Source organism: Advenella sp. RU8, from assembly GCF_048381675.1.
Classification (GTDB): domain Bacteria; phylum Pseudomonadota; class Gammaproteobacteria; order Burkholderiales; family Burkholderiaceae_B; genus Advenella.
In genome coordinates this window covers 461,283-487,881 of the sequence record NZ_JBLWIS010000001.1, presented here as the reverse complement: position 1 = coordinate 487,881, position 26,599 = coordinate 461,283, and the positions used below count along the sequence as shown (strand labels likewise).

Sequence of the window (26,599 nt, the reverse complement as noted above, 5' to 3'; positions counted from 1 at the left end):
AACAGTATTATGATTTTGCTTCAGCCTGTTCTACAGGAGCCTGTTTAGCCCTGTTTTCCATGCGTTGCTCACGTTTTTCCTGACGCTCTTCCATGCGTTTTGCACGCTGTTCCTTGCGCTCTTGCATGTTTTTGGCGCGTTCCTGATAGTATTTACCTACCGTTGCCTGCTGCTCAGGCGTGAAACTTTCCCATAAAACCAGCCATTGGGCCTGATGTGCATCACGTTTTGCCTGCATGGTGGCACGCAATTCTTTTTCGGCTTCCAGCAGGGCTTTAGGATCAAGCTTGCCTGATTCTACTTGCTGCTTACGCAGGTCGAACACTTTCTTGAAAACATCACGATGTTCGCCACGCGCCTGTTCTTTATTAGCCAGGGCAGCCTGAAGCTTGGCTTTCTGATCATCACTCAGCTTCAGATCATCAACCAGTTTTTGACCTGCGGGACCAAAACCGGGAATCACGATTGCTGCTTTGGCATTCATTTTTTCGCCACGATTTTTGGCATGCCCACGCTCACCTTTGAATTGACCATACCCGTCACCCATTTTTTGATTCATGCCCGGACGAGCATCAACATCTTGGGGCTGCGCTGCAGCAATTGAAAATGTAGAACCGATAGCCAATGCGGTGGTGGCAACAGCAAGAGATTTAACAACAAATGAAGAAATTGATTTAGTCATGGTAAAGCTCCTTTGTGTTTACTGATAACGTGAAGCTATTTTGAGGCATAACCGGTTTCAAACCTATTGCACTTTTACCCGAATATTTTCAATTGGTTACTGGAAAACAGGAAATCATCAATAATAGCTCCCGCTTTCCGCTTATTATTTTGGCTTTACTTATCCCAGACGGCCAGATATTCCTGCCAATGTGGGGCATTGATTTCTTCCAGTGACTGGCGGACCAGTTCCACTTCTCGATCGTAGGCAATCTGATCTATTTCTCCCCTGATAAAACGAAATCGGCAATAGACCAGCCATGTATTGACAACATCAGTTTCACAATAAGCACGTACTTCATCTGCCTTGCCGGCTTGCCAGGCTGGCCAAACCTGCCCGCCATCCATACCCAACTTGCCAGGAAAACCGCAAAGCTTGGCCAATTGATCCAATGGGGCATTGGCCCTGCCGTTATACTTGGCCAGCAAATCCATTAAGTCTATATGCCGCGTATGATAACGACTGATGTAATTATTGTATTTGAAGTCGCGGTCTTCTTCGCCCATATCCCAGTACCGATGTGCCTGGACACCGTGAATCAGGCTGCGGTAATGCAATACTGGCAAATCAAAACCATTGCCATTCCAACTAACCAGCCTTGGGGTATAACGCTCTATGGTTTTAAAAAAACCGTTAATCAGTGTTGCCTCATCATCTTCAGGCTTACCCAATGTTTTGACCCTGAACCCGTTATCATCACGAAAAACACAGCCAATAACGGCAATTTTTTGCAAATGCAAGGGAAAAAAATCAGATCCGGTTTGCTCTATCCTGATTTGTGAGGCACGTTCAACCACTTCAGCATCGGACATACCAGGATCCCAGCCATTCAGGCTGCGGATTCCCTGCGCATCAGGAATGGTTTCAAGATCAAAAACAAGGGTGGGAAGCATAAGCTGACTTTATTTTGGCAAATATGACAATGGATTGACCGGCTGGCCATTGCGACGAATTTCAAAGTGCAATCGTGGAGAAGTTGTGTCTGACTGCCCGACTTCGGCAATTTTTTCCCCTTTGCTAACCCTTTGCTTGTCTTTGACCAACAACTTGCTGTTGTGTGCATAAGCAGTAATAAAGCCATTACCGTGTGAGATCAGGATAAGGTTACCCAGGCCACGCAAGCCATTACCGACATAAGAAACGGTTCCTGAGGCTGCAGCATAAACCGGATCGCCAGTATTGCCAGCAATATCAATACCACGGGTTGAGCTGGAATAGCCGGTAATGATATTACCCTTGACCGGCCACGTCCATGAAACCAGGCTGGCATCACTGGCCCTTGGGGCAGAAGTTGATACGTTTGTGCCAGCTGATCCCTTACCAGGACTACTGGCACCCCCTGAAGATGAGACACGCAAACGTTGCCCAACCTCTAGCTGGGAAGGATCGGAAATATTATTCAATGACTTCAGTTGGGCAACACTCATGTTATAGCGGCGCGAAATGCTGTAAAGCGTATCGCCCCTTTGCACAACATATTGCCCTGCAGACGCAGCACCACCGCCACCCAGGGAGGATACTGGCGCTTTTCCGGTACTACCACAACCTGCAAGCACTGCAGCCATAAATACCGTACCAACTAACAATGACTTTCTTCTGAACGAATACATATTCATAATATCCAGTTTGCCAATTAAATTTAAGGCAAAAATTCTCCATCTAAGATTGTGTACCTGACCGTAACGGAACGAAGCGCACGGCCTCAAGTTCAGAACGGTCCCAACTTGCTTCTCCGGTTCTTTCTATAAGAACCAGTCTTTGGTTACTGGTGCCTTCAGGGGCAATCAACCTGCCCCCCACACTAAGCTGATGCAACAATACACCCGGAATCTCCAGGCCAGCCGCGGCAATGACGATGGCATCAAAAGGCGCATAAGCCGGCAAACCAAGCATGCCATCACCGAAGGTCAGGCTGACTTTGGAAACCAGGCGCAAGTCTCTTAAATGCTCACGTGCCATATCATAAAGGCCTTTTATACGTTCTATGCTATAAACAACCGGAAACAGGTGAGCCATGACGGCAGCCTGATAACCACAACCCGTACCAATTTCCAGCACCTTTTGCGGATTTCTGTCTTCGCACACAATGGACAGCATCCTGGAAATAATCCAGGGTTGGGAAATGGTTTGTGAAAACCCAATGGGCAAAGCGGCATCTTCATATGCCCTGCTGGCCAAACCCTGATCAACAAATATATGCCGGGGTACCGCCAGCATGGCCGCCAGCACCCGCGTATCAGTAATGCCTTTTTGCTTCAGGCGTGCCACCATCTGGTGCCGCAATCTGTCCGAATTCAGTCCGAGATTCATGGAACCTCCTGTTGTGCCACCTGCCACGCCTGGCTTGACCTGGGCGGCAACACTGCTTTGCCCATAAGAAAAAGACTGGGCACCCGACAAAATACGTGTATTACTATTGGTTGGGGTAATTTTAATGTTCTTTACCGGTGACGGACCAAACGCCGAGGTTTTATGAACATCCCTAACATTTTTATTGCCATAAACCACAAGATCATCTATGGGTTTACGCATAAACCCTCCAGCCACTCATGCGTAATGCCCAGCTCGTCATAATGCGTCAAATCAAGACGCAAGGGGGTAACTGATATGTGTCCCTGGTTAATAATGCCAAAATCGGTGTCACTGCCGGCATCAGCCACTTCACCGGTAGGACCAATCCAGTAAAGGATTTCTCCATTAGGATTGGTTGTCTCGATTACCGGTTGAGATGGATGACGACGCCCCAAACGGGCTACCCGGATATTTTCAGGCTCATGCTTTGGCAAAGGCGGAATATTCACGCTTAGCAGACAAGGCGCCTGGCGAGGCTGTTCCAACTGGTGTTTGACAATATAAGCGGCAATTTCAACGGCCGCTTCAATATGGGGCCAGTTGCGTTCTGTCAAGGAAAAGGCAATGGATGGAATCCCGAACAGATAACCTTCGGTTGCTGCGGCAACCGTACCTGAATACAGGGTATCTTCACCAAGATTGGCGCCATTATTAATGCCTGAAACCACCAAATCGGGTTTATATTTCAGGATGCCCGTTAAGGCAATATGCACACAATCGGAAGGCGTCCCATTAACATAATAATAGCCATTGGATGCCTGCCGAACCGTTAACGGACGAGTCAGCGTAAGTGAATTGGAAGCACCGCTATGATTGGTTTCCGGCGCAATGACGGTGACTTCCGCGAACGATCGTAGCGCCTCTGCCAGCAACTCAACGCCTTTTGCGTTATATCCATCATCGTTAGAGACTAAAATTCGCTTCATAAGATCCAAACTAGAAAAACAACCCAAAAAAACAATGGGATGGAAAACCTTTACCGAGGAACAAAAGTTGACTTGCTCATTCTTTTTATAATCAGCTTATTGCATTTTAAAACAATATAACCTGAATGAACTTGTTTGAATTACATCTTGCAAATATTATCCAAAAATATCACGTGTCGACTTAAAAATAAAATCATTCCTGTTTATAATCTGCACTTCATAATAAGAAGGAATTCCAATGAATACCATGCTGGCAAGCATTCTCGCCATTATTTTAGCCTACCTGGCAGGATCAATACCTTTCGCCATTATTACCAGCAAATTATTTGGTCTCCAAGACCCCAGAACCTTTGGCTCGGGCAATCCCGGCGCCACTAATGTTCTCAGAAGCGGCAACAAACTGGCCGCCGCCCTTACCTTGGTTGGCGATGCGTTCAAGGGATGGCTGGCGGTATATATTGCCATCAAGTTCGCGCCGGAATTTAACCTTACCGTGAGCAGTATTGCACTGGTTGCTTTGGCTGTTTTCCTTGGCCATTTGTATTCTATCTTTCTTAAATTCAAAGGTGGCAAAGGCGTGGCAACAGCCGTGGGCATCCTGCTTGCCATCCAGCCATGGCTAGCTGTGGCCACCCTGGCCACCTGGATCATTATTGCCGTATTTTTCAGGTACTCTTCGCTGGCGGCAATTGTTGCCGCCATTTTTGCACCCTTTTACTATTATGCCGGCCATCAGATTGCCTGGTACTGCGTACCAGAAATATTTTGGGTTATTTGCCTTATTTCCCTGATACTTATTTACAAGCATAAAAAGAACATTATCAATCTGCTGGCGGGAACAGAATCCCGGCTTGGGCAAAAAAACCGGCACTAAGCCTCGGAAAGCTCCCAGCGGGGTTGTACCTTGAACGCGTAAGTATCGCTGCTTAGGTCAACCAACCCCGCCTTTACCCGTTCTGCCGCAGCATGCGCAATCATTGCGCCATTGTCGGTACACAGCGCAAGCGGCGGGAAGAACACCTGCCCGCCCTGCTTGGCCATCTCGCTACGCAAATAGCTGCGCAACTGGCTGTTTGCCCCAACACCGCCCGCCACTACCAGTCTTTTCAGCCCGGTCTGCTTCATGGCCTTAATAACCTTGTAACCCAGCACATCAACAATAGCCTGTTGCACCGAGGCAGCCAGGTTTGCCCTGTCCTGTTCTGCCAAAGCGCCACCCTGCTCTATTTTTCGCAGCGTGGTTAGCACCGCCGTTTTCAGCCCACTGAAACTGAAATCAAGATCTGCACTATGCATCATCGGACGTGGCAAGGCATAAGCGGATGGATCCCCCTTTTCAGCGAGTCGTGAAAGCGCTGGCCCACCTGGATAAGGCAAACCCATGAGTTTGGCCGATTTATCGAACGCCTCTCCGGCCGCATCATCAAGGGTTTCACCCAGCAACTCGTACTGCCCAACCCCATTAACCCGCATGATTTGGGTATGCCCACCGGAAACCAGCAAAGCCACAAAAGGAAACTCGGGCACTTCTTCAGCCAGCATCGGAGACAGCAAATGCCCCTCAAGGTGATGAATGGCAATGGCAGGCAAACCATGCGCCCAGGCAAATGCCTGCGCCACTGAAGCACCAACCAGCAAGGCTCCGGCCAGCCCAGGACCTGCCGTATACGCAACGGCATCGATATCATTGATGGATAGCCCGGAATTTTCCAGCACTTCGCGGGTTAACGGCAAGACACGCCGGATATGGTCACGTGAGGCCAACTCGGGCACGACGCCACCATAAGCCTGGTGCATGGCAATCTGGCTATGCAAGGCGTGCGCCAGCAAGCCCTTTTCAGTATTGACGATTGCAACGCCTGTTTCATCACAGGAACTTTCAAAACCAATAATATTCATTATTTCAAATCTAAAAACAGCAGTTTTATGCTAGATGGAACGTTGGCAGCAACCTTTCTTGCAGCACCAGGGCAGTCACCTGACAAAATCATTATGTTGCTTATTAAAGACGTGCCTGTATAAATACCCAAACCATACGCCTTTTTATTTATGAAGGAGACGCCGTGTACGTTAAAGTACATATTTTACACGTTGTTCTTCATTAAATAGGAGTAATGCCCATGCTTGAGTCACTGTTTAAGCTACGAGAGCATTCAACCGATGCCCGAACCGAAGTTCTGGCCGGCGTCACCACTTTCCTGACCATGGCCTATATCATCTTTGTCAACCCGGAAATCCTGGCGACAACGGGTATGGACAAGGGTTCGGTATTTGTAGCCACTTGCCTGGCGGCTGCCCTGGGTTGCTTTATCATGGCTTTTCTGGCCAACTGGCCCATTGGCATGGCGCCCGGCATGGGCCTGAATGCCTTTTTTGCCTTCGGGGTAGTCGGAGCCATGGGTTATACATGGCAACAGGCCCTTGGCGCAGTGTTTGTATCGGGCGTTATTTTCCTGATTCTTTCCGCTTCCGGCTTGCGAAAATGGCTAATTGAGGGCATTCCCAAATCCCTGCGGGCGGCTATTGTGGCGGGTATCGGCCTGTTTCTGGCACTAATCGCACTTAAATCTGCCGGCATTGTTGTTGGAAATAATGCCACGCTGGTTTCACAGGGCGACTTAAGCTCTCCCACAGTGCTCTTGGCTATTCTGGGCTTTTTTATTATCGCAGTCCTTGATGCCTTAAAAATCAAGGGTGCTATCCTGATCGGCATTTTGGCCATTACCATTTTATCGGCCATACTGGGCTATAGTCCGCCTATTTCAAATATCGTTTCCATGCCGCCAAGCGTTGCACCCACTTTTCTTCAGCTTGATATTGCCGGCGTGCTGAACCATGGTTTCCTGAACGTTATTCTGGTCTTTGTACTGGTTGAGGTTTTTGACGCTACCGGCACCCTGATTGGCGTGGCAAAACGCGCCAATCTGCTTCCTGAAGGCAAGCCCAACAAACTGGGACGCGCCCTGTTTGCCGATAGCAGCGCCATTTTGGCTGGCTCCCTGGTTGGCACTAGCAGCACCACCGCCTTTGTTGAAAGTGCCGCTGGTGTACAGGCAGGTGGACGTACCGGCATGACTGCCATGATCATTGGCATACTGTTCCTGCTTTGTCTTTTCTTTGCTCCGTTGGCCAGCGTTGTACCCGCTTACGCTACCGCGCCAGCCCTGCTCTATGTCGCCGGCCTCATGGTAAGAGACTTGACAGAGATAGAATGGTCCGATGTCACAGAAGCCATTCCCGCCTCTTTGACAGCGATTATCATGCCGTTTACCTATTCAATTGCCGAAGGGATTGCATTCGGGTTTATCAGCTACGTGATCATGAAAATTGGCACCGGCAGGATGAAAGAACTGCATATTGCCAGCGTTATTGTTGCCGTGCTGTTCGTTATCCGGTTTATTCTTGAATAAACAAAATGCTTAAAAGACATTAACGTCCATTCTGGCTAACGCCAAATTAAGCTGCAATAAAAAAAAGCCGGCCTTGCCTAAAAGCAGTGCCGGCTTAATAATTTGCCTATGGGAATGATAAAAAAATTCAACTTTAATTTGACGCCACTGACCCGCATTTACAGTTACTATACAGGTCTTACTTAAGGAACACTCATCATGGCCATTAAAGAACTAACCCAGGCAACCTTTGAGGCTGCCATCAAAGACAACAACACCCTGATTATTGATTTCTGGGCACCTTGGTGCGGCCCTTGCCGCCAGTTTGCACCGGTTTTTGAAAAAGCCTCAGAAAAATTCACCAATATTGAGTTTGCCAAAATCAACACTGAAGAAGAGCAAGAACTGGCCGGTGCCCTAAGGATCCGCTCTATTCCTACCCTGATGGTTTTCCGTGAAAAAGTCCTGATGTTTTCCCAAGCGGGCGCCCTGTCTCCCAATCAACTGGATGAATTGCTAACCAAAATCCAGGAAATTGACATGGAGAAAGTGCATCAGGAAATTGCCACGGCACAAGCCAAGGCAAATGAAGAGAACAAAGCCTGATTTTGCATCTTCTTGGCCACATGACGTGGCAAACAACACATTTATGCCAAAGCAGCGGCAGTTATGACTTTATGACTGCCCTGGGGCATCAGGAAAATACCACTGTCCCTTGCCCTTGGTCAGGTTAATGAACACCTGCCCAAGGGGTTCAATCTGGGCCAGGGGTATTTCAAGTGTCATGGTTATACCTGTATCGGTATAAATTTCATCCACAATTTTGGCTTCAGTCTGGGCAATCCGCGACTTAACCAGCGCCATTTCTGAAAACAGGCAAGAGCAAATCACGGTTTTTGTTGCGATGATTTCCACCTGAGGGGCCGCACGCAGACATTTGGCCGCGCAGCCGCCATATGCCCGTACCAACCCGCCAGTACCCAGCTTGATACCACCAAAGTAACGAATAACCAGTACCGCAACATTGGTAAGGTCCTGGCCTTCTATGGCCTGCAAAATAGGCCGCCCGGCCGTTCCACCCGGCTCACCATCATCATTGAATCGATAATTCTGGCCAACCTTGAAGGCCCAACAATTGTGAGTGGCCTCGGGCTCATGAAGCCGGGCAAAAAAATCAAGCGCCTCTTCTGAAGAAGACACCGGCAGGGCATGTGCAATAAACCGGCTTTTTTTAATATCTTCCTCAAACGAGAACGGCTCAGACAGTGTCCTCATTAACCCTCGATACCGCGTGAAGACAAGTAATCTTCATAGCCACCCTGGTAGTCAACAATCTCGCCATCGGGCATGATTTCAATGATGCGATCGGCCAGGCCTGAAACGAATTCACGGTCGTGTGAAACGAAGATTAAGGTACCGGCGAATTTTTCCAGCGCAAACTGCAATGACTCAATAGATTCCATATCCAGGTGATTGGTCGGCTCATCAAGCAGCAGGACATTATGCCGTCCAAGCATCAGGCGTCCGAATGTCATGCGGTTTTTCTCGCCGCCCGACAACACCTTGACCTGCTTGACGATATCATCGGCAGAAAACAGCAATCGGCCCAGGACAGAACGGATGGCCTGGTCTTCATCTCCTGGCTTGCGATACTGCCCCATCCAGTCAAACACATTAATGTCTTTCTGAAAATAGTCGGAAACGTCTTGAGCCATGTAACCGATATCAGCATTCTCAGACCATTTAATTGTGCCGCTATCTGGCTGCAGATCACCGGCAAACAGTCTTAACAGCGTAGTTTTACCCACACCATTAGCACCAATAATAGCAATTTTCTGGCCCGCTTCGATCATGGCAGAAAAATCCTTGATAACCGGTACATCAAAAGCCTTGCTGACTTTTTCAACCGTTACGGCCAGACGGTGCAAAACTTTTTCCTGCTCAAACCTGATGTAAGGGTTCTGCCGTGAAGATGGCTTGACTTCAACGGTTTCAGACTTGATCCGGTCAATTTGCTTCAGGCGAGACGTGGCCTGGCGTGACTTGGATTTATTGGCGGCAAAACGGCGCACAAAATCCTGCAGTTCAGTTACGCGTTCCTTGGCCTTGGCATTGTCACTCACCAGCCTTTCACGGGCCTGGGTGGAAGCAAGCATATAATCATCATAGTTACCGGGATAAATACGGATTTCCCCATAATCGAGGTCGGCCATATGGGTACAGACCTGATTCAGGAAGTGACGGTCGTGACTGATGATGATCATGGTACTTTGGTAACCGTTAAGCACCCCTTCAAGCCATCGAATGGTATTGATGTCCAGGTTGTTGGTAGGCTCATCAAGCAGCAGGACATCAGGGTTGGAGAACAGGGCTTGCGCCAGCAATACCCGCAACTTCCAGCCCGGTGCGATTTCCTTCATGGGCAACTGATGTTGCTCAACCGGTATTTCCAGCCCAAGCAACAGCTCACCGGCACGGGCTTCTGCGGTATAGCCATCATATTCGGCAAATTTGGCCTCTAATTCGGCCGCACGCATGTAATCGTCATCGGTGGCCTCAAGGTTGGCGTAAATAGCATCGCGCTGGCTCATGGCCTCCCACATTTCAACGTGACCCATCATGACCACATCAAGCACCCGAACTTCTTCGTAGGCAAATTGGTCTTGACGCAACTTACCCAAGCGCACACCGGGATCCAGCGAAACATTACCAGAGCTTGCCTCGAGGTCGCCACCAATGATTTTCATGAAAGTGGATTTACCAGAACCATTGGCACCAATCAGGCCATAACGGTTACCTCCACCGAATTTAACACTGACATTTTCAAAAAGAGGTTTGGGTCCAAACTGAATGGTAAGATTTGCTGTAGAGATCACGATAATTTTTAATGAAAAAGTTACTTGCAAAGAAAAATGCCTTTCCCTGATGGAAAAGACATTTCAAGATTTGAATTTAGCCGTAATTTTAACAAAATAAGGCCTTAATTATTGAAAATAATACCTTTTTTCAATAATTCATGATTATTTTTTGCTTTTTTTTCCGGTTTTTTCCTTGCTTGCGAGCTTTGGCTCATCATGCACATGTAAATGAACGCTTTCATGGGCATGACCTTGTTCACTACTATCATCTGCACCGGCTTCAGCTTCATGAGAATGAACATGTTCCTCCAGGACCAAATAAGCCATACCGTCTTCAGTAGCGACCCCCACCTTCTTGCCAATCGGCAAGGTGACCCTGACTTCGCCATGACCATAAGGCAAGCCATATACAACCGGCACATTTACCTGCTCTTTCAGCCACTTGATAACATGGGGCATATCATAGCCGTTATCGTTTTCAGTCAATTTGTAATCGGTAATGTGTCCTAGCAGAATCGCCTTTTGCTTTTGCAAAATACCCGCATGCAACAAATGGGTCAGCATACGCTCAACACGATAGGGATGCTCACCCACATCTTCAAAAAAAAGAATGCCGTTTTTGATTTTAGGCAAATAAGGCGTACCCACCAGCGAAGCAATCATTGCCAGGTTACCACCCCATAACGTGCCACGTGCATCAACGGCATCAGAATCGGGCGATTCAAAACTTAATATTTCCAGCTCACCACGCATGCTTTCCACAAAAATCTCGGCGGTCAAGTCGTCTACTTTTTTATTGCCAAAGTCGGACACTGCTGCGGGTCCGGTAAAACTGCTTAGACCGGTTTTTGCCAACAAGGCCAGATTGAAAGCGGTGAAATCACTGTAACCAATATATTTCTTCGGATTGTTTTCAAGTAATTTCCAGTCAATCTGGTGCAGAATCCGGCTAATTCCATAACCGCCACGGGTTGACATAACCACCGTGCTACTGTCTTTGGCCGCACGGGAGAACGCCCGGGCCCTTTGCTTGTCAGTACCGGCAAAACGCAAGTCCTGGGCGTCCGCTGCTTTATCAACCGTAACCCGAAAGCCCATTTTAGTCAGCCTTTTTTCGGCCAACACCAGTTTGCTCCGATCCTGCAAGGCGCCAGATGGGGAAAGCAGGTATAAGCCGATCGGGTCTTCATAAACAGAAAGCGGCACGGGTACGTCATCAGCCTCATCCAATAAAATCTGGACATCGTTTAAACGTTCGGTTTCTTCCTGTGTTTTCTCTTTTTTGCTGTGATGCTCTGCACTTGCGTTCATAATCTTGATCCTTTTCTGCGTTCCCTGAAAAAATGGCGCAACTTTTCTGCACACGCCTGTTCCAAGACACCCGATGTAATTCTTGTGTGATGATTGATTTTTTTATTGGCCTGAATGCACAATACACTACCACAGGCACCTGTTTTAGGATCGGAAGCGCCATAAACCACATGGGCGATCCTTGCATGCGTTAATGCCCCAATGCACATGACGCAAGGCTCAAGTGTTACATAAACCGTCAGGTCGGGCAAACGATAATTCCTCTCATGAGCCGCAGCCTGACGCAATGCGACTATTTCCGCATGCGCGGTGGGATCAGAGTCAATAATGGTACGATTATAGCCTTTGCCAATAACCTCGCCCGCACTATTCACCACCACCGCACCAACCGGCACTTCTGCGCAATCATACGCCAGTTGTGCCTGTTGTAAAGCCATTTCCATGAAAATCTCATGCCTGTCTGCCAGTGACACCTGGAGTTACTCCCACGCTATGTAATAGAAGCATAAATTCTATACTTTTCTGCGTTCCAACGCAGGAGCATGGGAACGAGTACGAAAAACACTAGGAAATCATGAAAAATACCATACTTGCGATTTTTATTATTTGCATATCATTTATGATTTATGTTTAGTTAGGGGTTTTTAAGGATTAACTGATGTTGTGGATCGTAACAAAGTATCTGGTGACAGCCGGTTTAGTCGTTCTGATTTCTGAAGTGGCCAAGCGAAGTGACCGCTTGGGCAGTCTGCTGGCATCATTGCCACTGGTTACATTACTCACCCTGTTCTGGCTGTATTTCGAAAAACAAGGTACCGAAAAAATAGCCAACCATGCCTATTACACATTTTGGTATGTGATCCCAACGTTACCTATGTTTATCGCGTTTCCCTGGTTTCTAGGTAAATTTGGTTTCTGGGGGGCCATTGCTGCATCGGCATTATTGACCATCGTGTGTTTTGCAGTATTTACCCGGCTCCTGATGGTTTTTGACATTGATCTGATAGGATAATCACAGACAAGCATTCAGTCAGAAGACGCTTGCAACCAATGCCTGACTCCCACGCTCCGCGTGGGAGTGGCCCACCCCCACTAAATGGAGAGTTCTTTGCGAACGATTTCCGCGCCGGCACTTAAGGCACGCAATTTACCTCTTGCCACTTGACGGGATAAAGGTGCCATTCCGCAATTGGTACAGGGATACAGTTTATCGGCATCAACAAACTGAAGCGCCTTTCGCAGGGTATTGACAACCTCTTCTGGCGTTTCGATGGTATTGCTTGCCACATCAATGGCTCCCACCATCACTTTCTTGCCCCTGATAAGCTCAATAAGATCAATGGGCACATGAGAATTATGACATTCTTTTTCTATTAATTAAAGCGCGTAGCCGGCGGCCCTTTGCTCAAGCGTGGTTTTATAGGGCTTCATGAAATGCTCTTCAGTCAATCTGCCCTGCTCAATAGCCAATTGGCTGCGTTCTTCCCGGTCGTAAACAATTTGGGTTAATGAGTGATCTTGGTTTGTTAAACGTGGTTGATAGCATTTACCCGCTACAGAATTGGCATTATAAATTTCAGGCATCAAGTAACGAACCCGCATCCCCATTATCAGCTACCCGGTAGACATTGAGCGCCAGGACATTTACAACCAGTTTCTGCTGCCGGCAGGCATCGCACCCAAGCGCCACAAAACCATTGAAACCACAGACATTATGTTGCAGATGGTGGCCAGTGGTCGCGGGGTAACCGCCTTGCCACGCTGGCTGGTTGAAGAATATGCCGACAAACTACCCATAGTACCTGTAAGGTTGGGACCCAATGGCATTGCCAAGCAGATTTTCGTGGGCTTACGAACAGATACCGCGATTGATTATGTACAGGCCTTTGTCGCGCTGGCCCGGGGTTCCTCTTTCTGAGCCTTGAATGTTTCCCACAAAAAAGCCTGCACACTACCTTAGCCGTTGATCAGCTTTTCGTAAACAGTGCCGTGCTCCAGCACTTTGCCGTTTTCATCCATGACACGCATGGCATCAGCCGAAATTTCGTCAATAACCACAACGTCATCCCCAACCAGACCGATTTCAATCTTCATGTCAACCAGGGTAAGGCCTTTGCTGCGTAAGTCGTCTTCAACGATACGACACACGCGGCGAGTGAGTTCCTTGGCATGCTCAAGGTGAGCAGGACTGACAAGACCCAAGGCAACGAGGGTGTCATCATTAATCAGTGGGTCACCACGCTCATCGTCTTTGACAGTGATCTCAACCAGATAATCCAGATTGGCATTCACATCGGGAATGTACTGCTGGTAACGGCGCAGGAAACTGCCCCAGGGCCGGGTACGGCAAACGAACTCGAGGGCGCCTGTACCGCTGATACTCTTACCTAATGGCTCGGCACGACGAACCTCCATGGTACCCTTTTCAAGGTCTGCGTTCACGAAATGGGTGGGGATGTTGGCAGCGTGAAGGCGCTTGAAAAAGTAATCAGTCATGGCCAGGGATTTTCGGCCCTTGCCTTCGACCTTGCCAATAACCGTATTGGCACCCGGATCGATGACGCCGTTATCACCCGTAACGTCGTCTTTAAAAACGAGGAGGATGTTGCCGTTTGGCAAGGCGAACAAGTCTTTGGTCTTGCCGGAATAAATTTTTTCGCTGGTATTCATGTATTTACTCGTTGATGGTTTCAATATCTTGTTTTGGAAGAGCGGCAGGGCGCCGGCAAGGCGCCCCGCCCCTGTAATTTATTCCCACTCAATCGTAGCAGGCGGTTTGCTGGACACGTCATAAACCACGCGGTTGATACCGCGTACTTCGTTAATAATGCGTCCGGATACCTTGGCCAGCAAGGGGTATGGCAACGGTGCCCAGTCGGCGGTCATGAAGTCTGAAGTTTGTACCGCACGCAAGGCCACAACGTAATCATAGGTACGGCCATCGCCCATCACACCCACCGATTTAACCGGCAGGAACACTGCAAAGGCCTGTGAAGTCAGGTCATACCAGCTACGGCCCGTTTCAGGGTCTATGGTGTTGCGCAACTCTTCAATAAAGATCGCATCGGCACGGCGCAGTAAATCGGCATATTCCTGTTTTACCGCACCCAGGATACGAACACCCAGACCGGGTCCGGGGAACGGATGACGGTAAACCATATGATGCGGCAAGCCCAGAGCGATGCCCAATTCACGCACTTCGTCTTTAAACAATTCGCGCAAAGGCTCCAGTAACTGCAGATTAAGGGTTTCTGGCAAGCCACCCACATTATGGTGCGATTTAATGGCAACCGCTTTACCGGTTTTAGAGGCAGCTGATTCAATCACGTCGGGGTAAATGGTGCCTTGCGCCAGCCATTTGGCGTCTTTACGCTTACCAGCCTCTTCCTGGAATACCTCAACAAACTCACGGCCAATGATCTTGCGCTTGGCTTCAGGGTCAGCAACCCCTTCCAACTCACCCATGAATTTTGCTTCAGCATTAACATGAACAATATTCACGCCAAGGTTCTCATGCAGCACTTCCATGACCTGTTTGCCTTCATTGAGGCGAAGCAAACCGTGATCGACAAATACGCATGTCAATTTATCGCCAATTGCCTTATGGATCAGGGCAGCGGCAACCGAAGAATCAACCCCGCCTGACAGGCCCAGAATGACCTCATCGTCACCCACCTGTTCACGGATACGGGCAACTGCCTCGGTAACGTAATCGGGCATATTCCAGTCGCCTTCGCAACCACAGATTTCCACCACAAAACGGCTTAACAATGCCTGCCCCTTAACCGTATGAGTGACCTCTGGATGGAACTGGACACCGTAGAAATGACGTTTTTCATCAGCCATACCTGCAATCGGGCAAGAAGGCGTTGACGCCATCAGCTTGAAGCCTTCAGGCAATTCGGTTACCTTGTCACCATGGCTCATCCAGACTTTCAGCATGCCATGGCCTTCAGGGGTTTCAAAGTCTTGAATGCCTTTAAGCAACTCAGTGTGACCATGAGCCCGCACTTCGGCATAGCCGAATTCGCGATGATCTGACCAGCTTACCTTGCCACCCAGCTGCATGGCCATAGCTTGCATGCCGTAGCAAATACCCAATACCGGCACACCCAGCTCAAAGACCGCGGTAGGCACCTTCAGGGAGCTTTCATCATAAGCAGACGAATGGCTGCCAGACAGAATAATACCTTTCAGGCCTTGGGCCATCTGCTCTTTAATGAATGCTTCATTGACATCACCGGGATGTATTTCACAGTAAACACCCGCTTCACGAACACGGCGCGCAATAAGCTGCGTTACCTGAGAACCATAATCAAGAATTAAAATACGTTGATGCATATAAAGACCATTAAATGTAGCAATTTGTGCCAAAAGCACAGACAGGATAAAGGCTAAATTATAATGTATTGTCCCGTGCCAAATGAATGTATTTTGCCCGGCAAACACATTTATATCCGGCCTTGGCAGCTTCTTTTACCTAAAACAAATAAATACCCGCAAACGGGAACCCTTAACAGGAGACGGCATGACAGAACATACCCCAACAACATTTGTGCTGGTGCATGGTGCCTGGCACGGCGGCTGGGTGTGGCAAACCCTTGCACAACACCTGCGCCAACAAGGGCACAATGTATACACGCCAACCCTTACCGGCCTGGGCGAAAAATCCCATTTGCTTAATAGCAGCATTAATCTTGACACATTTATCACTGACATCATCAATCTGTTCAAATGGGAAAAACTAGACGATGTGGTTTTGCTTGGTCACAGCTTTGGCGGCCTGGTGATTAGTGGTGTGGCAGACAGAATTCCTGAGAAAATCAGGCAATTGATTTTTCTGGATGGTTTCCTGGTTGAAAACGGCCAGTCAGCTTTTAATACCCTGCCTGAAAAGGCCGTGGAAAAACTGCAAAGCATCGCAGCCAGCCAATGTAAAGGCCTGGCCCTGCCTGCGCCACGGCCTGTATTACTGGGCTACCCTGAAGACGAGCACGTAAACACTACCATTGCATCCATGCTTACGCCCCACCCTATTGGCACTTATGCCAGCAAACTGGAACTGCATCATCCACTGGGCAATTACCTGCCAGTTACCTATTACAAATGCACCAACCCGGCCTACGACCCGGTTGCCCAATCGCATGTACTGGCTAAAAAACAGCAAGGCTGGAGCATAGTGAAACTACCCACTTCCCATGCCGCCCCCTTTACCCATCCGCACTTGCTGGCTGATTTATTGCTTTCTTTTTGAAGTTTTTTTTCAAATCATAAAAAAACCCTTCCGGAAAAATTTACGAAAGGGTTTTTATTTGCAGAACTACCAAGCCGGCATTACCGGCACCCTGCAGAATTAATCAGCACGGTAGTTAGGTGCTTCTTTGGTGATTTGCACATCATGCACGTGAGATTCGCGAACACCGGCAGAGGTGATTTCAACGAACTCTGGCTTGGTGCGCATGTCATCAATAGAGGCGCAACCGCAATAACCCATGGAAGCCCGGATACCACCTACCAATTGGTAAATAATGGCCAACACACTGCCTTTGTAAGGAACACGGCCTTCAATACCTTCAGGAACCAGCTTGTCTGTGTTGCTGGAAGCTTCCTGGAAGTAACGGTCTGCAGAGCCTTTTTCCATGGCGCCTAAACTGCCCATGCCACGGTAAGACTTGTAAGAACGCCCCTGAAACAGGACCACTTCACCCGGCGCCTCTTCAGTACCAGCAAGCATGCCGCCCATCATGCAGGCATAAGCACCAGCAACCAAGGCCTTGGCAACGTCACCGGAATAACGGATACCACCATCGGCAATCAAGGGCACGCCAGTGCCCTCAAGGGCTTTGGCCACATCGGAAATGGCGGTAATTTGCGGAACACCCACACCGGCAACAACACGGGTGGTACAAATGGAACCTGGACCAATGCCTACTTTTACACCATCAGCACCAGCCTCAACCAATGCCTTGGCGGCAGCGGCGGTAGCAATATTGCCACCAATGACATCTATCTTGGGATAATTTTGCTTAACCCAGCGAACACGATCCAGAACGCCTTGTGAATGACCGTGAGCGGTATCCACAATAATGACGTCTACGCCAGCAGCGGCCAGTTTAGCCACACGCTCTTCAGTACCTTCACCTACACCAACGGCAGCACCAACACGCAACTGGCCAAAGGCATCTTTGCAGGCAAAGGGATGCTCTGTGTTTTTGACAATATCCTTGACGGTTGCCAAACCACGTAATTCAAAATTTTCGTTGACAATCAGCACGCGTTCCAGACGATGTTTGTGCATCAGGGCCTGGGCTTCCTCGAGGGTACTGCCCTCACGCATGGTTACCAGGCGCTCTTGCGGCGTCATGACATTTTTGATGGGTTCGTCGTAGCGATCTTCGAAACGAAGGTCACGGTTAGTGACAATACCGACAACCTTGCCATTTTCAACAACAGGCAGGCCTGAAATACCATTTTGCTTTTGCAATGCAATCGCATCACGAACGGTCATGGACGGTGTTACCGTGATAGGGTCGATAACAATACCAAATTCATGACGCTTGACACGGGCCACTTCACGGGCCTGTTCATCAGCAGTCATGTTTTTATGAATAATACCAATACCACCTTCCTGAGCCATTGCAATGGCAAGACGCGACTCGGTGACGGTATCCATGGCGGCCGACACAAGCGGAATATTCAGGCTGATATTACGGGTTAATTTGGTTTTTAGAGAGGTGTCGCGTGGCAACACATTGGAATACGCAGGTACCAATAAGACATCATCAAAGGTAAGCGCTTTTTGAACTAAACGCATGAAAGACTCCGGGCGCAAAACAAGATTATACGCTTAAGGGATAATGCACTCAAGCCAATGAGCACATTGCCATAAAAAAACCCATTTGCCAATAAGCAGTTTACTTGCCAATTGAACAAATGGGTATTCTTTTTAACCCGACATTACTGCCGGGAAAAACCAATCTAGCCCAAAGCCACCCTGGCATTCATGAACATGCGCATCCATGGTGTATAGTCACCGCCTTCATCCTGACTACCCCAGGACTCGGGAGCCCAGGACATCATGACATTACGGGTTACCCGCTCTGGGTGCGGCATCATGATGCTAAAGCGGCCATCTGCCGTTGTAACACCCGCCAGACCATAAGGGCTGCCATTGGGGTTGGCAGGATAAGTCTCGGTAATCTGGCCATGGTTATTGACATAACGGACACTAGCCAGCACCTTCTCTTTGTTGCCCTGCTCGGCGAAATTGGCATAACCCTCTCCATGAGCAACAGCGATAGGCAATTGCGTACCTTCCATACCTTTAAAGAAAATGGATGGAGAGTTGGCAATTTCAACCATGGTCAAGCGCGCTTCGTATTTGGCAGACTGGTTATACGTGAACTTGGGCCAGAACTCGGCACCCGGGATCATGGACGACAAGGTTGCCATCATTTGGCAGCCATTACATACACCCAGGGCAAAAACGTCGGGACGCGCAAAATAAGCCGCAAACTGTTCCGCTAGCTGATCATTAAAGCGAATAGTACGGGCCCAGCCCTCACCGGCGCCCAAAACATCACCATAACTGAAGCCACCGACGGCAACCAGACCCTGTACCTCTGACAAATTGGCTTTGCCGCTTAGCAAGTCGGTCATGTGGATATCATAAGCATCAAAGCCGGCCTTGGTAAAGGCCCAGGCCATTTCTACATGGCTATTACAACCCTGCTCTCGAAGCACCGCCAGCTTGGGGCGTGCTCCACTATTAATAAACGGGGCAGCAATATTTTCCTGAGGGTTAAAATTCACTTTTGGCGTGAAGCCAGGATCAGCCTTATCATCCCAGACACTTAATTCAGCCACAGCGCAAGCAGGATTATCACGACGTTTCATGATCTGGTAGCTAACTTCACTCCATTCCTTGCCAAGCTCGGCACGATCAAAACCGAAAATACGTTTGCCATCCCGGTAAAACTCAATCTCGTCCTGTGTATTCAGGCTACCAATAACATGGGAGCACTGTGACAGGCCAGCAGCACGCAATACCTGCAATACCGCATCACGATCAGAAGCACGCACCTGGATAACCGCGCCCGCTTCTTCATTAAACAAGGCCTTGATGGTGCTTTCATCTCGCTGCACGGCGACTTGTTCCGGGCGGATTTTGTAATCGCCCCAATCAGCCACATTCTGATCAAAAGTCAGCATGTCCAGGTTAATGGAAACACCGGTATGTCCGGCAAAGGCCATTTCACTGACGGTAGCCAGCAAACCACCGTCAGAACGGTCGTGATAAGCCAGAATACTGCCATCTTGTGCCAAGGCGCGAATAGTAACAAAGAACTTGCGCAGCAATTCGGCATCGTCAAGATCAGGCACTTCATTACCATACTGGTTGATGACATGCGACAAGACAGAACCACCCAGGCGGTTTTTACCCAATCCAAGATCGATCAGAATAAGGGAAGTATTGCCCTGATCAGTAACCAGTTGTGGTGTTAAGGTTTGACGCGCATCGGCAACCGGCGCAAAGGCAGTAACCACCAGGGAAACGGGCGAAACCACCTGTTTTTGCTCATCATTTTCTTGCCAGCTGGTACGCATGGACAAAGAGTCTTTACCAACAGGGATGGCAAGGCCAACCTGCTGGCACAGCTCGCTAATAGCCTGTACGGTATCGTACAGTGCCGCATCCTGGCCTTCTACCCCGCACGCGGCCATCCAGTTGGCGGAAAGCTTGATATCTTCAATCCTTGCCACGTCTGCGGCAGCCAGGTTAGTCATGGCTTCTGCAATAGACATCCGACCTGAAGCAGGTGCATTGATAATAGCCAACGGAGAGCGCTCTCCGAGTGCCATGGCCTCGCCGCGATAGCCTTCATAATCGGCCAGTGTTACCGCACAATCAGCAACCGGCACCTGCCATGGCCCAACCATCTGGTCACGCGCATTAAGCCCGCCCACCGTACGGTCCCCAATGGTGATCAGGAAGGTTTTATTGGCTACGGTGGGATGACGCATTACCTGGCGCGAAACAAGATCAAAATCCAGACCGGTTACATCGATGGGCTCTTCAGCTAACGGAACCCGGGTAACATCACGGAACATGCGTGGCGGTTTACCCAGAATGACATCAATCGGCACATCCACCGGACGCAGTTCGGTAGCGGCATCCAGCGAAGTGGTATCGGCCTCACCGGGAAGACCCTCACCGTTAGTGACGCGCAGCACACGATCTTCAGTGGCAACGCCAACAACCGCATACGGGCAACGCTCGCGTTTGGCCAACGCATCAAAGCGCGGTAAGTCTTCAGGCAAGATTGAAAGCACATAACGCTCTTGTGCCTCGTTACTCCAGATTTCAGCGGCAGACAAGCCGGACTCTTCCAGATTTACCCGCTGCAAATCAAAAATGGCACCACGACCAGCATCATTGACCAGTTCAGGGAAGGCATTGGACAAACCGCCCGCGCCAACATCGTGAATGGCAATAATGGGATTATTGTCCAATTGTTGCCAGCAGGCATCAATCACTTCCTGGGCACGACGCTCAAGCTCGGGGTTGCCACGCTGTACGGAATCAAAATCCAGCTGGGCCGAGTTGGCACCCACGCCCATACTGGAAGCGGCACTGCCGCCCATGCCAATACGCATGCCTGGACCACCCAACTGAACCAGCAAGGCGCCGGGAGGAATCTGGTTTTTGTGTGTTTGGCTGGCGTCTATGGCCCCCATGCCCCCTGCCAGCATGATGGGCTTGTGATAGCCCCATTTTTGGCCGGCAACGGTTTGTTCATAAACACGGAAATAACCTAACAAATTCGGACGACCAAATTCATTATTGAAGGCTGCTCCCCCAATAGGGCCATCGATCATGATATCAAGTGGCGTAGCAATGCGATCTGGGGCGCCATGGGAGTCTTTTTCCCATGCCTCAAGCGCATCGTCGAACTGAAGGTTGGAAACCGTAAAGCCGGTAAGACCCGCCTTGGGTTTGGAGCCACGCCCGGTTGCGCCCTCATCGCGAATTTCACCGCCCGCCCCTGTAGCCGCACCGGGAAATGGTGCAATAGCCGTTGGGTGGTTATGGGTTTCCACTTTCATGAGTACATGCGTAAGGCGTTCATGAGACGCATATTTACCAGGACCGGCTGCTTCAGTATCCGGATAAAAACGTTGGGCAACGCCACCTTCCATAATAGCCGAGTTGTCTGAATAAGCAACCACCGTACCCAGCGGCTGCGCCGCATGGGTTTGGCGAATCATGCCAAACAGCGTATTTTCTTTTTCTTCACCGTCAATTTTCCACTTGGCATTGAAAATCTTATGACGGCAATGCTCACTGTTCGCCTGGGCAAACATCATCAGTTCAACATCGGTAGGGTCACGTCCAAGGGTTGTAAACGCATCAACCAGATATTCAATTTCGTCTTCAGACAGCGCCAGGCCCAATTCGGTATTGGCCTGGTTCAGCGCCGCTTTGCCCTGAGACAATACCGGCACGGTTTGCAAAGGTTTGCCCTCAAGCACCCTGAACAGCGCTTGTCCGTCAAAATCGACATCCACGACGGTTTCTGTCATGCGATCATGAAGCATGGCAGCAATACTGCCAAGCTGGGCTTCGGTAAACTGCTTGCTACCCAACAGGCCTTTTTCAGGTATCAGGATGTATTCGATACCCCGTTCAATTCTTTTGATGCCTGTCAAACCACAATTATGGGCAATATCAGTGGCCTTGCTGGCCCATGGGGAAATAGTTCCCAAACGGGGCAAGACGCGTAAACTGACTGATTTTTTATCCTGAATGTCTTCAGCATTGACAGGAAGACCATAATCGAGCAATTGTTTCAGGCGCTGCTGTTCGGCTTCTGTAAGTGCTTGCTCAATAAGCACGTGATGTTCATAGCGGGCCACCAGATTGGCAATGGGAATGCCCGCCGATTTCATTTTGGAAAGAAGGCGCTCGCGTTTAAACGCAGACAATACAGAAGAACCGGGAATAAATTGGTAAATAGACACGTTTTTGTTCACAAAAAAACAAGCTGGATGGAAAGACCCCATTTTAGCCTGCCTTGCCTGAAGGCTCCGGAAAAAAGCCCTTATAGACAAAAATATTAGCCAGACCCACCTGGGCACCAAGATCGCTGCCTTCTTATTTACAATTTATTTCAAATTGACCTTTGAACGGACTAGCATGCCATCAATAAAAAAAGTCTTATAAATCAAACCTGTCCCACCTTCCAAATCTCTTAATAATGAATTTAAAAAGAACAGCTAACTATTTAATATATATACTTTTTTTATTTTCAATTCTATAATTGAAAATACCCTATTCTAATATATAAAATTTCTTCACTATGCGAAAATACTTGAATAAAACCTTGTCTGCGTGCTTGGGTGCATTTTGCGCCTTCAGCATGCAACTAACCCCCGTGGTGCATGCCCAAACACCCGTAAAGCCCGTTTCCGGACCAAATGTAACCGGCATGGCCGATAGTGGCGCTTCCCTGAAGTCAGAGGTGGCCTACGTGGTAGACCTTGAGTCGAATGAGGTCCTGTTTTCCAAAAACAGCGATACCATTCGACCCATCGCCTCCATCAGCAAACTCATGACCGCCCTGGTCATTGCAAAGGCGCATTTGCCCATGAATGAGCAAATTCAAATCGTCGATGCCGATGTTGACCGCTTCAAATACTCCAGCTCACGGTTAAGTGTCGGCACCACGCTAACCCGCCATGAGTTGCTGCATCTGGCACTCATGTCATCTGAAAACAGGGCTGCCCATGCCTTGGGCCGCACCTATCCGGGTGGCCTGGACGCTTTTGTACGTGAAATGAACGCACAGGCACGCGCCTTGGGCATGACCCGGAGCCGCTTTGTTGAGCCCACCGGCCTGTCACCAATGAATGTATCCTCACCCCGAGATCTGGTCAGATTAATTCAGGCAACCTCAGAACAGCCCCTTATCCGGCAGCTTTCCACTAGCGATGAATACGAAATTGTAACCAGCAATGGAAAAACGCAAAAATACAAGAACACCAATCGCCTGGTCAGGAATTCCAACTGGAAAATCCAGATATCAAAAACGGGATACATCAAGGAAGCCGGTGATTGCCTGGTCATGAAAACACAAATGGACGGTCGCCCGGTTGCCGTTGTACTGCTGAACTCACAAGGTCGCCTTACCCGTTTTGCCGATGCAGTGCGGGTACGCCATTTAGTCCAAAGCGACTACCCCACCTTGCTGTAAGGTAAATACTATTAATGCTTATAGACTGTTTAATGGGTCTATAAGCATTGGCATCAAACAAATCCCCGGCTTAGCCCGGGGATTTTTTATCTCTAAAAAATAGAATCAATGAATTGTGTCATCAGGCTCAGGACCTGTTTCACGCAACTCATAGTCACCCCCTTCCGCTTCTTGCCAGAATCTTAAAGGCACACAAGTAAGCAGCCGCTCTATCATCCTTTTGCTTAACACCGGATCAAGTGAATTTTTTGTTTTGTTGGCAATATCCACCGTTGCATCTCCCTGGATTCGATCTATATGTTGATGCGTATCACGGGCAAAATGAATATTAATTTTCTCATCTTCATCAGCATGCAATAAATGAATGGTTTGATTAATAGACAAGGAAGCTGGCAATTGTACGTATCTGCCACCAAACGTAATAACCCGGCCTGCCGGGACATTTTCTGCCTTGGTTAATTCCAGCACAGTACTGGCGGCATAGCCTACGCCAATGAGGGCCGTTGCCTGCTCGGGAAGCGCGAACTCCTGTTGCTTGCCCTTGATATAGTCAAGATATTTACCAGCACTGTGTTCCACCATCTGTGCAAGTTCGGCTTCGGACAACGCCAGATGCCGCAATAATTTTTCCTCCCAGGCATTGGGCTTGCTTGCTTGTACCGGATAATGGCAAACGGCGACCACCGCTGCATTTTCAAAACTCTTGCATATATGCTGCACCAGCACATCAAGATTGTCTTTTTGCCTGATATCATCTAAAAAAATGATAAATAACTGCCTGATGTCACTATTTCCTGGAACAAGTATTCTTTCGGTTACCAGCTCTGTCATGTTGAAGCCTATAAAAAACTGCGTAATAATATATCTCTATCTTAACATTCCCCTGGAATTTTCATGTCTGATTCTTTAAAACAAACCATCTCCGAAGAAATTAAAAATGCAATGCGCGCCAAACAATCAGAGCGCCTGGGCACCTTGCGCCTTTTGCAGGCTGCCATCAAGCAAAAAGAGGTAGATGAGCGCACAGAGCTGTCCAACGATGAGATTCTGGCGATTATCGAAAAGCAAATCAAACAAAGAAAAGAGTCTATTGCCGCTTACGAAAAAGCCGGACGCACTGAAACGGCCGAAGCGGAAAAAGCCGAAATGCAAGTACTGGCCGAATTCCTGCCAGAACAAGCCAGCCAGGAAGAAATCATTGCCGTTATTACTGCAGCCATTGAAGAAGTGGCCGCACAGGGGGTAAGCGGCGCTCCGGCAATGGGTAAAGCGATGGCTATCATCAAGCAAAAACTCGCCGGTCGCGCCGATATGTCCGAGTTGTCCAAACAACTCAAAGCCCGCTTAATGTAATTTCATAATTGCCAGCCAGGTTATACAAACCATTTTCCCTGGCTGGCCCCACATTGCAACAGTCATTTGAAACCGCTGTTGCAATGACAGCATGCACACACTTGTCATACCCGTCTTATCATCTTCCGCATTCTTGCCTGGATGCCTTACAACAATGACAATTGCTGACCAGCCTGATGCTCTTCAGGAAAATGGCTAACGCCAATACCCGCCAAACGAAACTGATTGTCCTTGATGTCCTCGTCTACCCTTTCGAGCAATGACAGGCCGGCCTGCACCAAATGCGTTTGGCTATGCAAAGGCACAGAAAAGGTTTTTGAGCGGGTAATAATACGAAAAGAGTTTGTTTTAAGCTTTAATGTAACCGTACAGCCAAACTTATTCTTTTTAAGCAATTGACCCCATAACTTGGTACACAATGTCATCAAGGGCATTTCAATTTGCGCAAATGAAATATCTTCGTCAAAAGTGGTTTCGGTTGAAATCTGCTGGGCCACCTGATTGGACTCTACAGGACGCTCATCTACACCTCGGGCAAGCTGATAAAGGCGATGGCCGAATTTGCCAAAATGAAACACCAGTTCGCTATCACTAAAGCGCAAAAGATCACTGACCGTAAACATGCCTAATTGATGAAATTTGGCCAAGGTTACTTTACCTACACCCGGAATTTTTTGCAAAGGCAATGGCGCCAGAAAATCCTGTACCTTTGCAGGTGAAATAACGAATAATCCGTTAGGCTTGCGCCAATCAGAAGCTATTTTTGCCAAAAACTTGTTAGGCGCCACACCGGCAGAAGCCGTCAAGCCCGTAAGCGACAAAATATCCGCCCGGATGGCATTGGCAACCGCGGTTGCCGAAGGCAGATTCTTGAAATTCACCGTGACATCCAGATAGGCTTCGTCAAGCGACAATGGCTCAATCATATTGGTATAACGCTCAAAAACAGACCTTACCTGTCTTGAAACAGAACGATAAAGATCAAAATTGGGCGGAACATAAATAGCCTGCGGACATAAGATCCTGGCCTTTGCCACTGACATGGCCGAACGCAGTCCATATTTCCTTGCCTCATACGAGGCAGCGCAAATTACCGAGCGGCCACTATCCCAGGCAACCACAACCGGCTTGCCAAGCAACGATGGATTTTCCCTAAGCTCGACAGAAGCATAGAAGGCATCCATGTCAACATGAATAATCTTGCGCGTCATCAAAAAGCAGACCCTAAATTGGATTACAATGTACTGTTATGCCCAAGGCAAAAACCAAACACCTTACACATCCCACTTATTATAAATCATGAAAATCAAACTATTAACGCTTGCTGTTGCCACCTTACTTGCCGCCTGCTCCAGCAAAGGCGCTTACAATGGAGCACCTACGGTTCCGGCCGATGTTCCACCTCCAACCAATTTAATGTCCCCTCAACAATAAC

23 protein-coding genes and 3 pseudogenes are annotated in these 26,599 nt (G+C 48.7%); 8 read left to right on the top strand and 18 right to left on the bottom strand.

The annotated features are described in order from the left end of the window. Positions 1 to 7: 7 nt before the first annotated feature. The 5 genes from ACM5Q9_RS02305 to surE form a co-directional block, all read right to left on the bottom strand. A complete protein-coding gene (locus tag ACM5Q9_RS02305) occupies positions 8 to 682 on the bottom strand; it encodes a hypothetical protein (RefSeq protein WP_418143107.1) in 675 nt (224 codons plus the stop codon). A gap of 155 nt (positions 683 to 837) precedes the next feature. Then, positions 838 to 1,614, bottom strand: a complete 777-nt coding sequence (locus ACM5Q9_RS02300) for a 3'-5' exonuclease (RefSeq protein WP_418143106.1) — start codon at positions 1,612 to 1,614, stop codon at positions 838 to 840. Positions 1,615 to 1,623: 9 nt separating this feature from the next. Beyond that, positions 1,624 to 2,286 carry a peptidoglycan DD-metalloendopeptidase family protein gene (locus tag ACM5Q9_RS02295; RefSeq protein WP_418143105.1) on the bottom strand — a complete coding sequence of 221 codons (663 nt, stop codon included), beginning with the start codon at positions 2,284 to 2,286 and terminating at the stop codon, positions 1,624 to 1,626. A 94-nt stretch (positions 2,287 to 2,380) separates the two neighbouring features. Further along, complete coding sequence (locus tag ACM5Q9_RS02290; RefSeq protein WP_418143154.1) at positions 2,381 to 3,031, bottom strand: protein-L-isoaspartate(D-aspartate) O-methyltransferase; 651 nt, start codon at positions 3,029 to 3,031, stop codon at positions 2,381 to 2,383. A gap of 206 nt (positions 3,032 to 3,237) precedes the next feature. Beyond that, the gene (gene surE, locus ACM5Q9_RS02285) at positions 3,238 to 3,999 is read right to left on the bottom strand and encodes a 5'/3'-nucleotidase SurE (protein WP_418143104.1); all 762 of its coding nucleotides are present in this window, start codon (positions 3,997 to 3,999) and stop codon (positions 3,238 to 3,240) included. 238 nt (positions 4,000 to 4,237) lie between these two features. On the opposite strand from surE, the gene plsY reads away from it, so the two are divergent. Next, positions 4,238 to 4,873, top strand: a complete 636-nt coding sequence (gene plsY, locus ACM5Q9_RS02280) for a glycerol-3-phosphate 1-O-acyltransferase PlsY (protein ID WP_418143103.1) — start codon at positions 4,238 to 4,240, stop codon at positions 4,871 to 4,873. Here plsY and tsaD read toward each other — a convergent pair. Further along, positions 4,870 to 5,898 carry a tRNA (adenosine(37)-N6)-threonylcarbamoyltransferase complex transferase subunit TsaD gene (tsaD, locus tag ACM5Q9_RS02275; RefSeq protein WP_418143102.1) on the bottom strand — a complete coding sequence of 343 codons (1,029 nt, stop codon included), beginning with the start codon at positions 5,896 to 5,898 and terminating at the stop codon, positions 4,870 to 4,872. The genes plsY and tsaD overlap by 4 nt on opposite strands. Before the next feature lie 221 nt (positions 5,899 to 6,119). Here tsaD and ACM5Q9_RS02270 point away from each other — a divergent pair, with 221 nt between their 5' ends. Together ACM5Q9_RS02270 and trxA are read left to right on the top strand one after the other, a co-directional pair. Beyond that, a complete protein-coding gene (locus tag ACM5Q9_RS02270) occupies positions 6,120 to 7,409 on the top strand; it encodes an NCS2 family permease (protein WP_418143101.1) in 1,290 nt (429 codons plus the stop codon). Between the two features lie 198 nt (positions 7,410 to 7,607). Next, the gene (gene trxA, locus ACM5Q9_RS02265; RefSeq protein ID WP_418143100.1) at positions 7,608 to 7,994 is read left to right on the top strand and encodes a thioredoxin; all 387 of its coding nucleotides are present in this window, start codon (positions 7,608 to 7,610) and stop codon (positions 7,992 to 7,994) included. Positions 7,995 to 8,063: 69 nt separating this feature from the next. Here the strand turns inward: trxA and ACM5Q9_RS02260 are convergent, their stop codons facing one another. From ACM5Q9_RS02260 to tadA, 4 genes are all read right to left on the bottom strand, one after another. Further along, on the bottom strand, positions 8,064 to 8,663 hold the full coding sequence (locus ACM5Q9_RS02260; protein ID WP_418143099.1) for an IMPACT family protein: 600 nt from the start codon (positions 8,661 to 8,663) through the stop codon (positions 8,064 to 8,066). Next, entirely contained in the window at positions 8,663 to 10,264 is a 1,602-nt protein-coding gene (locus ACM5Q9_RS02255; RefSeq protein ID WP_418143153.1) for an ABC-F family ATPase, read from the bottom strand. The genes ACM5Q9_RS02260 and ACM5Q9_RS02255 overlap by 1 nt, the downstream gene beginning before the upstream one ends. A 144-nt stretch (positions 10,265 to 10,408) precedes the next feature. Next, positions 10,409 to 11,557 carry an LD-carboxypeptidase gene (locus ACM5Q9_RS02250; protein WP_418143098.1) on the bottom strand — a complete coding sequence of 383 codons (1,149 nt, stop codon included), beginning with the start codon at positions 11,555 to 11,557 and terminating at the stop codon, positions 10,409 to 10,411. Continuing rightward, positions 11,554 to 12,030 (bottom strand): tRNA adenosine(34) deaminase TadA, encoded by a 477-nt coding sequence (gene tadA, locus ACM5Q9_RS02245; protein WP_418143097.1) that lies wholly within the window; start codon positions 12,028 to 12,030, stop codon positions 11,554 to 11,556. Before tadA ends, ACM5Q9_RS02250 begins: the two co-directional genes overlap by 4 nt. A gap of 185 nt (positions 12,031 to 12,215) precedes the next feature. Here tadA and ACM5Q9_RS02240 point away from each other — a divergent pair, with 185 nt between their 5' ends. Further along, positions 12,216 to 12,569: a DUF3147 family protein gene (locus ACM5Q9_RS02240; protein WP_418143096.1), complete on the top strand. Its 354-nt coding sequence runs from the start codon at positions 12,216 to 12,218 to the stop codon at positions 12,567 to 12,569. Positions 12,570 to 12,649: 80 nt separating this feature from the next. Here ACM5Q9_RS02240 and ACM5Q9_RS02235 read toward each other — a convergent pair. Both ACM5Q9_RS02235 and ACM5Q9_RS02230 read right to left on the bottom strand, forming a co-directional pair. Then, a pseudogene (locus tag ACM5Q9_RS02235) lies at positions 12,650 to 12,934 on the bottom strand (methionine synthase); the annotation flags it as partial. Next, positions 12,935 to 13,138: pseudogene (locus tag ACM5Q9_RS02230) on the bottom strand (putative oxygenase MesX); the annotation flags it as partial. A 25-nt stretch (positions 13,139 to 13,163) separates the two neighbouring features. On the opposite strand from ACM5Q9_RS02230, the pseudogene ACM5Q9_RS02225 reads away from it, so the two are divergent. Further along, positions 13,164 to 13,475: pseudogene (locus ACM5Q9_RS02225) on the top strand (LysR substrate-binding domain-containing protein); the annotation flags it as partial. 38 nt (positions 13,476 to 13,513) lie between these two features. Here ACM5Q9_RS02225 and ACM5Q9_RS02220 read toward each other — a convergent pair. Both ACM5Q9_RS02220 and guaA read right to left on the bottom strand, forming a co-directional pair. Then, positions 13,514 to 14,227 (bottom strand): phosphoribosylaminoimidazolesuccinocarboxamide synthase, encoded by a 714-nt coding sequence (locus tag ACM5Q9_RS02220; RefSeq protein ID WP_418143095.1) that lies wholly within the window; start codon positions 14,225 to 14,227, stop codon positions 13,514 to 13,516. A 78-nt stretch (positions 14,228 to 14,305) separates the two neighbouring features. After that, positions 14,306 to 15,898, bottom strand: a complete 1,593-nt coding sequence (guaA, locus tag ACM5Q9_RS02215) for a glutamine-hydrolyzing GMP synthase (RefSeq protein ID WP_418143094.1) — start codon at positions 15,896 to 15,898, stop codon at positions 14,306 to 14,308. 187 nt (positions 15,899 to 16,085) lie between these two features. On the opposite strand from guaA, the gene ACM5Q9_RS02210 reads away from it, so the two are divergent. Next, positions 16,086 to 16,811, top strand: coding sequence for an alpha/beta fold hydrolase (locus ACM5Q9_RS02210; protein ID WP_418143093.1), 726 nt, complete (start codon positions 16,086 to 16,088; stop codon positions 16,809 to 16,811). Between the two features lie 99 nt (positions 16,812 to 16,910). On the opposite strand, the gene guaB is transcribed toward ACM5Q9_RS02210, so the two are convergent. Beyond that, positions 16,911 to 18,371 carry an IMP dehydrogenase gene (gene guaB, locus ACM5Q9_RS02205; protein ID WP_418143092.1) on the bottom strand — a complete coding sequence of 487 codons (1,461 nt, stop codon included), beginning with the start codon at positions 18,369 to 18,371 and terminating at the stop codon, positions 16,911 to 16,913. Positions 18,372 to 18,535: 164 nt separating this feature from the next. Next, entirely contained in the window at positions 18,536 to 22,579 is a 4,044-nt protein-coding gene (purL, locus tag ACM5Q9_RS02200; RefSeq protein ID WP_418143091.1) for a phosphoribosylformylglycinamidine synthase, read from the bottom strand. Between the two features lie 398 nt (positions 22,580 to 22,977). Here purL and pbpG point away from each other — a divergent pair, with 398 nt between their 5' ends. Next, entirely contained in the window at positions 22,978 to 23,811 is an 834-nt protein-coding gene (gene pbpG, locus ACM5Q9_RS02195) for a D-alanyl-D-alanine endopeptidase (RefSeq protein ID WP_418143090.1), read from the top strand. A 105-nt stretch (positions 23,812 to 23,916) separates the two neighbouring features. Here the strand turns inward: pbpG and ACM5Q9_RS02190 are convergent, their stop codons facing one another. Then, on the bottom strand, positions 23,917 to 24,642 hold the full coding sequence (locus ACM5Q9_RS02190) for a hypothetical protein (protein ID WP_418143089.1): 726 nt from the start codon (positions 24,640 to 24,642) through the stop codon (positions 23,917 to 23,919). Between the two features lie 63 nt (positions 24,643 to 24,705). Here ACM5Q9_RS02190 and ACM5Q9_RS02185 point away from each other — a divergent pair, with 63 nt between their 5' ends. Further along, a complete protein-coding gene (locus ACM5Q9_RS02185) occupies positions 24,706 to 25,164 on the top strand; it encodes a GatB/YqeY domain-containing protein (protein WP_418143088.1) in 459 nt (152 codons plus the stop codon). Between the two features lie 146 nt (positions 25,165 to 25,310). On the opposite strand, the gene dinB is transcribed toward ACM5Q9_RS02185, so the two are convergent. Continuing rightward, positions 25,311 to 26,375, bottom strand: coding sequence for a DNA polymerase IV (gene dinB, locus ACM5Q9_RS02180; protein ID WP_418143087.1), 1,065 nt, complete (start codon positions 26,373 to 26,375; stop codon positions 25,311 to 25,313). Positions 26,376 to 26,599: the final 224 nt, after the last annotated feature.

Bases quoted from the DNA above. Each gene is read 5' to 3' on its own strand.
- ACM5Q9_RS02305 (WP_418143107.1), bottom strand. From the start codon at position 682: ATGACTAAATCAATTTCTTCATTTGTTGTTAAATCTCTTGCTGTTGCC.
- ACM5Q9_RS02210 (WP_418143093.1), top strand. From the start codon at position 16,086: ATGACAGAACATACCCCAACAACATTTGTGCTGGTGCATGGTGCCTGG.
- trxA (WP_418143100.1), top strand. From the start codon at position 7,608: ATGGCCATTAAAGAACTAACCCAGGCAACCTTTGAGGCTGCCATCAAA.
- ACM5Q9_RS02190 (WP_418143089.1), bottom strand. From the start codon at position 24,642: ATGACAGAGCTGGTAACCGAAAGAATACTTGTTCCAGGAAATAGTGAC.
- surE (WP_418143104.1), bottom strand. From the start codon at position 3,999: ATGAAGCGAATTTTAGTCTCTAACGATGATGGATATAACGCAAAAGGC.
- ACM5Q9_RS02250 (WP_418143098.1), bottom strand. From the start codon at position 11,557: ATGAACGCAAGTGCAGAGCATCACAGCAAAAAAGAGAAAACACAGGAA.
- ACM5Q9_RS02260 (WP_418143099.1), bottom strand. From the start codon at position 8,663: ATGAGGACACTGTCTGAGCCGTTCTCGTTTGAGGAAGATATTAAAAAA.
- plsY (WP_418143103.1), top strand. From the start codon at position 4,238: ATGAATACCATGCTGGCAAGCATTCTCGCCATTATTTTAGCCTACCTG.
- guaB (WP_418143092.1), bottom strand. From the start codon at position 18,371: ATGCGTTTAGTTCAAAAAGCGCTTACCTTTGATGATGTCTTATTGGTA.
- ACM5Q9_RS02240 (WP_418143096.1), top strand. From the start codon at position 12,216: ATGTTGTGGATCGTAACAAAGTATCTGGTGACAGCCGGTTTAGTCGTT.
- ACM5Q9_RS02300 (WP_418143106.1), bottom strand. From the start codon at position 1,614: ATGCTTCCCACCCTTGTTTTTGATCTTGAAACCATTCCTGATGCGCAG.
- dinB (WP_418143087.1), bottom strand. From the start codon at position 26,375: ATGACGCGCAAGATTATTCATGTTGACATGGATGCCTTCTATGCTTCT.
- ACM5Q9_RS02185 (WP_418143088.1), top strand. From the start codon at position 24,706: ATGTCTGATTCTTTAAAACAAACCATCTCCGAAGAAATTAAAAATGCA.
- pbpG (WP_418143090.1), top strand. From the start codon at position 22,978: ATGCAACTAACCCCCGTGGTGCATGCCCAAACACCCGTAAAGCCCGTT.
- ACM5Q9_RS02270 (WP_418143101.1), top strand. From the start codon at position 6,120: ATGCTTGAGTCACTGTTTAAGCTACGAGAGCATTCAACCGATGCCCGA.
- tsaD (WP_418143102.1), bottom strand. From the start codon at position 5,898: ATGAATATTATTGGTTTTGAAAGTTCCTGTGATGAAACAGGCGTTGCA.
- ACM5Q9_RS02295 (WP_418143105.1), bottom strand. From the start codon at position 2,286: ATGGCTGCAGTGCTTGCAGGTTGTGGTAGTACCGGAAAAGCGCCAGTA.
- guaA (WP_418143094.1), bottom strand. From the start codon at position 15,898: ATGCATCAACGTATTTTAATTCTTGATTATGGTTCTCAGGTAACGCAG.
- ACM5Q9_RS02290 (WP_418143154.1), bottom strand. From the start codon at position 3,031: ATGAATCTCGGACTGAATTCGGACAGATTGCGGCACCAGATGGTGGCA.
- ACM5Q9_RS02220 (WP_418143095.1), bottom strand. From the start codon at position 14,227: ATGAATACCAGCGAAAAAATTTATTCCGGCAAGACCAAAGACTTGTTC.